At 73.4% G+C, this 7,826-nt stretch carries 5 protein-coding genes and 2 pseudogenes; 6 read left to right on the forward strand and 1 reads right to left on the reverse strand.

The window, feature by feature from the left end; translation table 11 throughout:
• A pseudogene (locus tag I6A81_RS42945) lies at nucleotides 1-301 on the reverse strand (hypothetical protein); the annotation flags it as partial.
• Nucleotides 302-555: 254 nt separating this feature from the next.
• Between I6A81_RS42945 and I6A81_RS03175 the strand changes: the two are divergent.
• The 6 genes and pseudogenes from I6A81_RS03175 (at nucleotide 556) to I6A81_RS03200 (ending at nucleotide 7,721) form a co-directional block, all read left to right on the forward strand.
• Nucleotides 556-1,233, forward strand: a complete 678-nt coding sequence (locus I6A81_RS03175) for a TM2 domain-containing protein (RefSeq protein WP_203003978.1) — start codon at nucleotides 556-558, stop codon at nucleotides 1,231-1,233.
• Between the two features lie 863 nt (nucleotides 1,234-2,096).
• The gene (locus tag I6A81_RS03180; protein ID WP_203003979.1) at nucleotides 2,097-3,053 is read left to right on the forward strand and encodes an ABC transporter ATP-binding protein; all 957 of its coding nucleotides are present in this window, start codon (nucleotides 2,097-2,099) and stop codon (nucleotides 3,051-3,053) included.
• 146 nt (nucleotides 3,054-3,199) lie between these two features.
• Nucleotides 3,200-3,985 (forward strand): annotated as a pseudogene (locus I6A81_RS03185) (ABC transporter ATP-binding protein); the annotation flags it as partial.
• Between the two features lie 218 nt (nucleotides 3,986-4,203).
• Complete coding sequence (locus I6A81_RS03190) at nucleotides 4,204-5,115, forward strand: branched-chain amino acid ABC transporter permease (RefSeq protein ID WP_203003980.1); 912 nt, start codon at nucleotides 4,204-4,206, stop codon at nucleotides 5,113-5,115.
• Nucleotides 5,108-6,319, forward strand: a complete 1,212-nt coding sequence (locus I6A81_RS03195; protein WP_203003981.1) for a branched-chain amino acid ABC transporter permease — start codon at nucleotides 5,108-5,110, stop codon at nucleotides 6,317-6,319. The genes I6A81_RS03190 and I6A81_RS03195 overlap by 8 nt, the downstream gene beginning before the upstream one ends.
• A 94-nt stretch (nucleotides 6,320-6,413) precedes the next feature.
• Entirely contained in the window at nucleotides 6,414-7,721 is a 1,308-nt protein-coding gene (locus I6A81_RS03200; protein WP_203003982.1) for an ABC transporter substrate-binding protein, read from the forward strand.
• Nucleotides 7,722-7,826: the final 105 nt, after the last annotated feature.

Genomic DNA, 7,826 nt, shown 5'->3' on the forward strand with positions numbered 1-7,826 from the left:
CGGGTGGCCTGTTCGACGTCGCGCGGCCCAGCCGGCCCGGCAGGGCACCCAGCCAGGCAGTCAGGCCGCCCAGCCGGGACGATCGGCCGCCGCCGTGCCCGGACACCGGCGGACGCGGCGCGGCGGGCCGGCGCGGGACGACGGTCGGCGCGTTCTCTGGACCCGGGGGCGGCGCCGAGTCGCCGTCGCGGCGCGGGGAGAGTGCCAGTGTCGGCGGCGCTGAGTCGGCGTCGCCCGGGGGAGCGGCGGGCGGTTGATCGCCGTGCTTGGGCGCGGCCGACAGCAGTGAGAGGTTGTCCATGCATGCGCTCCCCGGCCCCGGGCGTGCTGGTCGGGCCGGCCGTGACCTCCGGCCGGCGCCGACTCCTCGTCGTGGCGAGGTTGTCACCAACTGTTGCTTTCGGGAGCGTGGCGCGCCGACGCGGTGTGTGGCCCTCCTGTACGCTGCGCGTCCCGTTAGCCTGCCTGAGCACGGTGTCGGACGCGAGACCGCCGTAGTTCCATGTTGATCAATTCTGGTAGTTTTCCGCCGACTCGTACTTTTTGGAGCGCTCCATGTCGACGCCGCCACCCGGCCAGCCGCCGGACCCCTTCGCGAAGCATCCGCCCGGGCAGGTGCCGCCCGGGGGCGTCCCGCCAACGGTCCACGACGACCCGACCGTGCGCCACATTCCCACCGCGCCCTACGGGGCAGGCGACCCGGGCGCCGGGTCCCCGTCGTTCGGCGGCACGCCGCCGGGCGGGTACCCACCCGGCGACCCGAACGCCTCGCCGCCACCCGGCGGCTACCCCCCGGGCCCCGGCTACACCCCCGCGCCCGGCTACCCGCCCGGCCCGGACTACGGGCCGGGCCCTGGCTATCCGCCCGGCCCGGACTATCCGTCCGGTCCCGGCTACCCGCCCGGGCCTGGCGGTTACCCCGGGGGTCCCGGCTACCCGTACCCGCCGGCCGGTGGCTTCGTCCCCGGCCCGTACGGGGCCGACCCGACGGCGCCGTTCGGCCGGCACCCGCTCACCGGCGAGCCGTACTCCGACAAGAGCAAGCTGGCGGCCGGGCTGCTGCAGATCCTCATCGGCTGGACGGGGGCGGGCCGGTGGTACATGGGCGACTACGGCATCGCGGTCGCCCAGTTGCTCACCTGTGGCGGCCTCGGCGTATGGGCCCTCATCGACGGCATCATGATGTTGACCGGCAACGTCCGAGACAAGTACGGCCGCCCGCTCAAGGACTAGTGCCGCATCAGCCAGAGCTCGCCCGGTCTCGGACCCGCGCTGTGGGCCGGCGCTGGCGAAGTGTCAGCGGTAGCGCGGTCCCAGGACCGCGCTACGACGGACAGGTCGGGAGTGGTGGCGGTCCGGGACGGTCGGGGCTGAGGCCGGGCCGGACCGCCGACCCGTCCGCCGGTCCGCGATCCACAGGCCGTGCCCTCGCTGGCACCTCGGGCGGGTCACCAGCGGGACGGGTGGGGCGACAGGGCGAACGCCGCTGGATGCGGGCCCTCGCGCGGCGACCGCGAGGTCGGCGCACCGCGCATGATCGCCAGTTGCCCTCAGGTGGTCGTGGAACGGCCGCGTCCGCGCCCACCTGAGGGCTGAAGTCCCGCGACCTGCGATCAGCGCCCCGTGTCTCGCCTCCGCGCTCTCCATGCTCTCTGGGCCACATGGTGATCCTGTCGGGCCACGTGGTGATCCTGTCCGCCGCCGGGACGAGTCCTCCGGCGTCGGAGCGCCGCCGGCCGGGTCCCGTGCCCCCTGGCCGCCGGGCGGGACGCCCAGATGCCCGTATCGGGGGCTCTGGGCGCCGGGCCCTGCCCGGCGCCGGATCGTCGACCGGGTGGACCGTCCTGGCCGGAGGCCCCGGCGCGGATGCCCGTGCCGTCCGGGGCGGGCCGGAGGGCCGGCCGGGCCCTGGACCCGTTTGCGCAGGTCGGGCGCGGCCCGCGGCCTATCGACCGATCGATGCTGTTCGTATTTGCCCGGATCTCTTGTGTCTTCCGCCCGATACCGCAATCCTAGTGACCTGCGACACGTTTCATTGTGCAACTGTCATTCGTTGATCTTGTGGTCGACGGTCCTGGGTGCCGCGGAGGTCCTGCGTGGTTGCTGGAAGCCAGCCGAAGTTGTTAGACGTCGGTGCCCTGGAGGTCGTCTACGCCGGCGTGGTCCAGGCGCTGCGCGGCGTGACGATGTCGGTAGGCGCCGGCCAGGTGGTCGCGGTGCTGGGCAGCAACGGCGCGGGCAAGTCGACGCTGCTGCGCGCTGTGTCCGGCACCCTGGGCATGCACGGCGGGAAGGTCACCGCCGGCGCGCTCCGGTTCGACGGCGCCGAGCTGGCCGGCCGGGGCGCGGCGGACATCGTCCGGCTCGGGCTGGTGCACGTGCCCGAGGGACGCCGGATCTTCGGCCGGCTCACCGTCGAGGAGAACCTGCGGGCGGGCGGGATGTCGGTGCGTGGCCGCGCCGCCCGGTCGCGGGCCCGCGACCGGGTCTACGAGCTCTTCCCGCGACTGGCCGAGCGGCGGGACGCCCGGGCCGTGCTGCTCTCCGGCGGCGAGCAGCAGATGCTCGCGATCGGGCGCGGCCTGATGTCGGCGCCGCGGATGCTGCTGCTCGACGAGCCGTCGCTGGGGCTTGCCCCCCAGGTCATCGGCAAGATCGCCGCCGCGATCAAGGAGATCAACGCCCAGGGCGTCTCGGTCGTCCTCGTCGAGCAGAACGCCGCCATGGCGCTCGCCATCTCCGAGGCGGCCTACGTCCTGGAACTCGGGCGCACGTCGCTGTCGGGCCCGTCGGCCGAGCTCGCCGCCTCCGACGAGGTCGCCCGGCGATACCTGGCGGTCGCGGGCGAGCCCGCCCCCGGTGCCGACGGTCTTCCCGCTGACGACCACGCCCCCGGGGAGCCCGCGGACGAGGCGCCCCGGGAGCCGGCGAGCCCGGCGCGGACGCTGTCCCGGTGGCAGCCGCCGCCGGCCAGGCGCGGCCTGCCCCGGCCGCGCGCCGGCGTGGGCGCGGCGGCTGGCTCGGGCGGTGCGCACGCGGGAGAGCCACAGTGAGCGCGGGAGCAAGCGAGCGGAGTGGTCGTCCGAGGGACGAGGACGGCCGCGCGGGGAGTGCGGCGACGGAGCGAACCCGGGACGCCGTGAGCGCGCCGACGGAGCGGACTCGGGACACGGCGAGCGCCGCGGCGGCCGGTCAGCCGGTGGCCGTCGCCGAGGCGCCCGTGGCCGAGCCGCTGGTGGTCGAGGGCGTGACGGTCCGCTTCGGGGCGCTGGCCGCGCTGTCCGACGTGTCGCTGCGGGCCGAGCCCGGGTCGATCCACGCCGTGATCGGGCCGAACGGCGCAGGCAAGTCGACGCTGTTCAACGTCATCTCCGGGGTGTACCGGGCGACGTCCGGCCGGGCCCTGCTCGGGGAGACGGTGCTCACCGGGCAGCGGCCGCACCGGGTCACCGCCCTCGGAGTGGGCCGCGCCTTCCAGAACCTGGCCGGCTCGCCCTACGAGTCGGTGCTCGACAACATCATGGTCGGCCGGCATCACCTGATGCGCACGGGCTTCCTCGGCGCTGGCCTGCGACTTCCCTGGGCGCGCCGAGAGGAACGACTGCACCGGGCCAGGGCGCGCGAGATCGCCGAGTTCCTCGACCTCGGCGCCCGCCTGCACGTCCCGGTCGGGATCCTGCCGTACGGCGACCGCAAGCGGGTCGAGGTGGCCCGGGCGCTGGCCACCGAGCCGCGGGTGCTGCTGCTCGACGAGCCGGTCGCCGGCATGAACGCCGTCGAGACGGCGCGGATGACGGAGACGATCCGGGACATCCGGGCCTCCCTCGGGATCACGGTCCTGCTGGTGGAGCACGACATGACCATGGTCATGTCGCTGGCCGACCGGATCACCGTGCTCGACTTCGGCCGGGTCGTCGCCGACGGCACCCCGGCAGAGGTAAGTCGCGACCCGGCGGTGATCCGCGCCTATCTCGGCACCGGCGAGGAGGAACAGGTCGCCGTCGGTGCCGCCGCTGTCGAGGTCGCCGCTGTCGAGGTCGCCGAGGCGGGCGTGGCCGAGGCCAGCGCCGCCGAGGGCGACACCGCCGAGGGTGGCCCCGGCGCGCCCGGCGCCGACGCGGACGGCGCCTGGACGAAGGCGGGCTCACGGACAGATCACCAGGATGAAGGCGCCGTCGCGGCGAGCAAGGGGAAGGAGCGGCCGTGACGACGTTCGTCTCGCTGTTGGTCAACGGGATCTCGCAGGGCGCCGTGTACGCGCTCATCGCGCTCGGGTTCGTGATCATCTTCAAGGCAAGTGAGGTGCTCAACTTCGCGCACGGCTCGATGCTGCTGCTCGGCGCCTACGTGATCGCCCGGCTGGTGCCGTCGGTCGGGTTCGCGGCGGCGGTCGCGATCGGCGTCGCCTCGACGGCGCTGCTGGCGGTGCTGCTCGAGCGCCTGCTGTTCTCCCGGGTGGGCCGGAACAAGGGGCTGGGCGGCCACGGCCAGGTCGCCGCGCTGACGATCATGACGCTCGGGCTGGACATCGTGATCGTGACCGACATGGCCCGCCGGATCGGGTCCGGGGTGCTCTCCCTGGACCAGCCCTGGGGGAGCGGCGCCTTCTCGTTCGGCGACGTCGCCATCACCTACAACCGGCTGATCGCCATCGCCACCGCGGCCGTCCTGATCCTGGCGTTCCTCGCCGCCTTCCGGTTCTCCGGATGGGGGGTGGCGCTGCGCGCCAGCGCCGAGGACGCGGAGACGGCGGCGCTCATGGGGATCCGCCGCTGGCAGGTGAGCGCCCTGGCCTGGCTGCTCGCGGGCGCGCTCGCGGCCGTGGCCGCGGTCTTCCTGACCGGCAGCCCGACGCCCGGCCTGGAGCCGTCGATCCGCACCGTCGCGTTCGCCGCCTTCCCCGCGGCGATCCTCGGCGGCCTGGACTCCACCACCGGCGCGCTGGTCGGCGGGCTGATCGTCGGGGTCGTCGAGGCCATGGCCGCGGGCTACTCCAGCCACCTCGACTTCCTGGGCGGCGGGTTCGGCGCGGCCGTGCCCTACATCGTGATGCTCGTGATCCTGCTGGCGCGCCCGGCCGGCCTGTTCGGGACGAGGGAGCTGGCCCGTGTCTGATCCTCGTTCGGCCGGTGGTCTGCGCGCGGCGCTGGCGGGCCGGCTGCCCCTGGTGGCCCTCCCCGTCCTCCTGCTGCTCCTGGCCGCCCTGCCGTTCTACCTGGACGAGTTCTGGCTGCGCGTCGGGTTCGCGATCTTCGCGGCGGTGATCGGCGCGATCGGCCTGACGATCCTGGTCGGGATCACCGGCCAGCTCTCCCTCGGCCACGCGTTCTTCCTCGCCGTCGGCGCGATCAGCTACTGCTGGCTGGCCAGCGAGCCGAGCAAGCTGGGCAGCCGGCACCTGGACGGGCTCGGCCTGCCGCCGCTCGTCGCCATGGTGCTCGCCGTGCTGATCTCCGGGATCGCCGGCCTGGTGTTCAGCCCGGTCGCCGGCCGGCTGCGCGGGATCTACCTCGGCATCGCCTCGCTGGGGCTGGTGTTCGTCGGCCAGCACGTGCTGAACTCCGCGACACCGCTGACCGGCGGCTACAACGGCCGGCGCACCCCGGACTTCGAGCTGTTCGGGCTGAAGTTCAACGACGGCGGCACGGCGGTGCTCGGCATCCCGTTCAACCGCTTCGAGCGGCTGTGGTACCTCGGGCTCGTCCTCGTCGCGCTGGCCGCCTGGTTCGCGTACGGCCTGCTGCGGTCCCGGCCGGGGCGGGCGCTGCGCGCCGTCCGGGACGGCGAGATCGCGGCGGCGGTCACCGGCGTCGACGTCACCGGCTACCGGGCCAGGGCGTTCCTCGTCTCCTCGATGTACGCGGGGCTCGCGGGTGTGCTCTACGCGCTGTCGATCGGCAGCGTCGCGCCCGAGTCGTTCACCGTCGAGGTCTCGATCCAGTACCTCGCGATCATCCTGCTCGGCGGCCTGGGCTCGGTCGGCGGCGCCATGGCCGGCGCGGCCTTCGTCATCGCGCTGCCGATGCTGCTCGAGCAGTACAGCGAGAACCTGCCGTTCCTGTCGGAGCCCGGTTCCGGTGGCGTCACCTACTCGGAGGCGGCCAAGTACGCCTACGGCGCGGCCGTGGTCCTGTTCGTCCTGTTCCAACCCCGCGGGCTCGCGGGCATCGCCTACTCGCTCGTGGCCCGCCGCCGCGGCGCGGCCCTGCGCCGGCAGCGGGACGGGCGCCCGCCCGGCGGTGACTCGGGCGCGGACGGCGCCAGCGTGACCACGACCGTTTCGGCGAGCACGCCGGCCAGCGCCGCCTCTCCCGGCTGACGGCCCGCTCGTTCGGAACCTTTCAGACGCCCTCGGTGGGACTCGCCACACGGGCGAGCCGCGAGAAAGAAGGGGAACACCTATGTCTCCAGTCATGCCCGGACACGGCGGCGGGCCGCGTTGGCGGTCGGCCGGTCGCGTCTCGCTGGCCTTAGGAGTTGCGGCGATCACGCTGCTGGCCGCCGCCTGCAGCTCCAAGGGCGACGACGAGGAGGCCCCGGCGCCCGGGGCCAGCGGGAGCGCGACGGTCGTCAAGACCGGCCGCGGGATCAGCGGGACCGAGCTCACCCTCGGCAACCTCAACGACGTGACCGGGTTCTTCGCCGCCAGCGGCAAGGACCTCGCGGTCGCCTATGACCTCTTCTGGAAGGACTACAACGAGAAGAACGGCGGGATCTGCAAGACGTACAAGGTCACGCTGGAGAACGCCGACAGCGGCTACAACGTCCAGAAGGCCACCACTGAGTACGCGGCCATGAAGACCAAGGTCGTGGCGATGCAGATGGTGCTCGGCTCGGCGATCGCCACCGCGCTGTCCGAGGACCTCACTGCTGACGACATGGTCGCGATCCCGCTGGCCTGGTCGCAGTCCATCTCCGACAACCCGAACTACGCGATCGTCGGCTCGACCTACGACGTCGAGATCATCAACGGGCTGGACTACCTGCTCGAGAAGAATCTCATCGCCAAGGGCGTCAAGATCGGCCACATCTACCACGACAGCGAGTACGGCATCAACGCCAACGCCGGCGTGAAGTACTTCGCGCAGCAGAACGGCTCCGAGGTCTTCGAGCAGAAGATCAGCGCGCTGCAGGCCGACCTGAGCTCGCAGGTGACCGCGCTGAAGGGCAACGGCGTCGGGGTCATCGTGCTGACCGGCACGCCGACCCAGACCAGCGCGCTGGCGACGGCGACCCAGGCCCAGGGCCTGAACGTGCCGCTCCTCGGCAACGGCCCGACCTACACGCCGGAGCTGCTGAACGGCGACGCCAAGGACGTCCTGCTGGACCGGTTCCACTTCTCCGGCCCGAACGGGGCGCTCTCCACGGTCGCGGGCGACCAGGCGCTGGCCGACTACCGGACCGCGGTGGGCAAGGCCGACGCGATCCCGACCCCGGCGTTCTCCACCGGCTACGCGACCGCGACCGTGATGGCCAAGATCCTGGAGGCCGCCTGCGCCGCCGGTGACCTCACTCCGGCTGGCGTCGTCGCCGCCAAGAACAGCCTGACCACGCTGGACACCGGTGGCATGACCGGCAAGCTGGACTACTCGAAGCCGGGTATCTCGCCGACCAGGCAGTCGTTCATCGTCAAGCCGGACGCGGATGCCGACGTCCGCCTCGAGATCGTGGCCGAGCTCTACGAGGGCCCGAACGCGAAGACGTACACCCGCGCCAGCTGATGGGCTGACCAACCGGTCACCTGCCCCGCGGCCGCCGGGCCCCCCCGCCGGGGGCGGCCGCGGGGGGCCGGCCCCGGGGGGCGGCCCCGCCCGGCCCCCCCCCCC

This window comes from Frankia nepalensis, assembly GCF_016786325.1.
Lineage (GTDB): Bacteria > Actinomycetota > Actinomycetes > Frankiales > Frankiaceae > Pseudofrankia > Pseudofrankia nepalensis.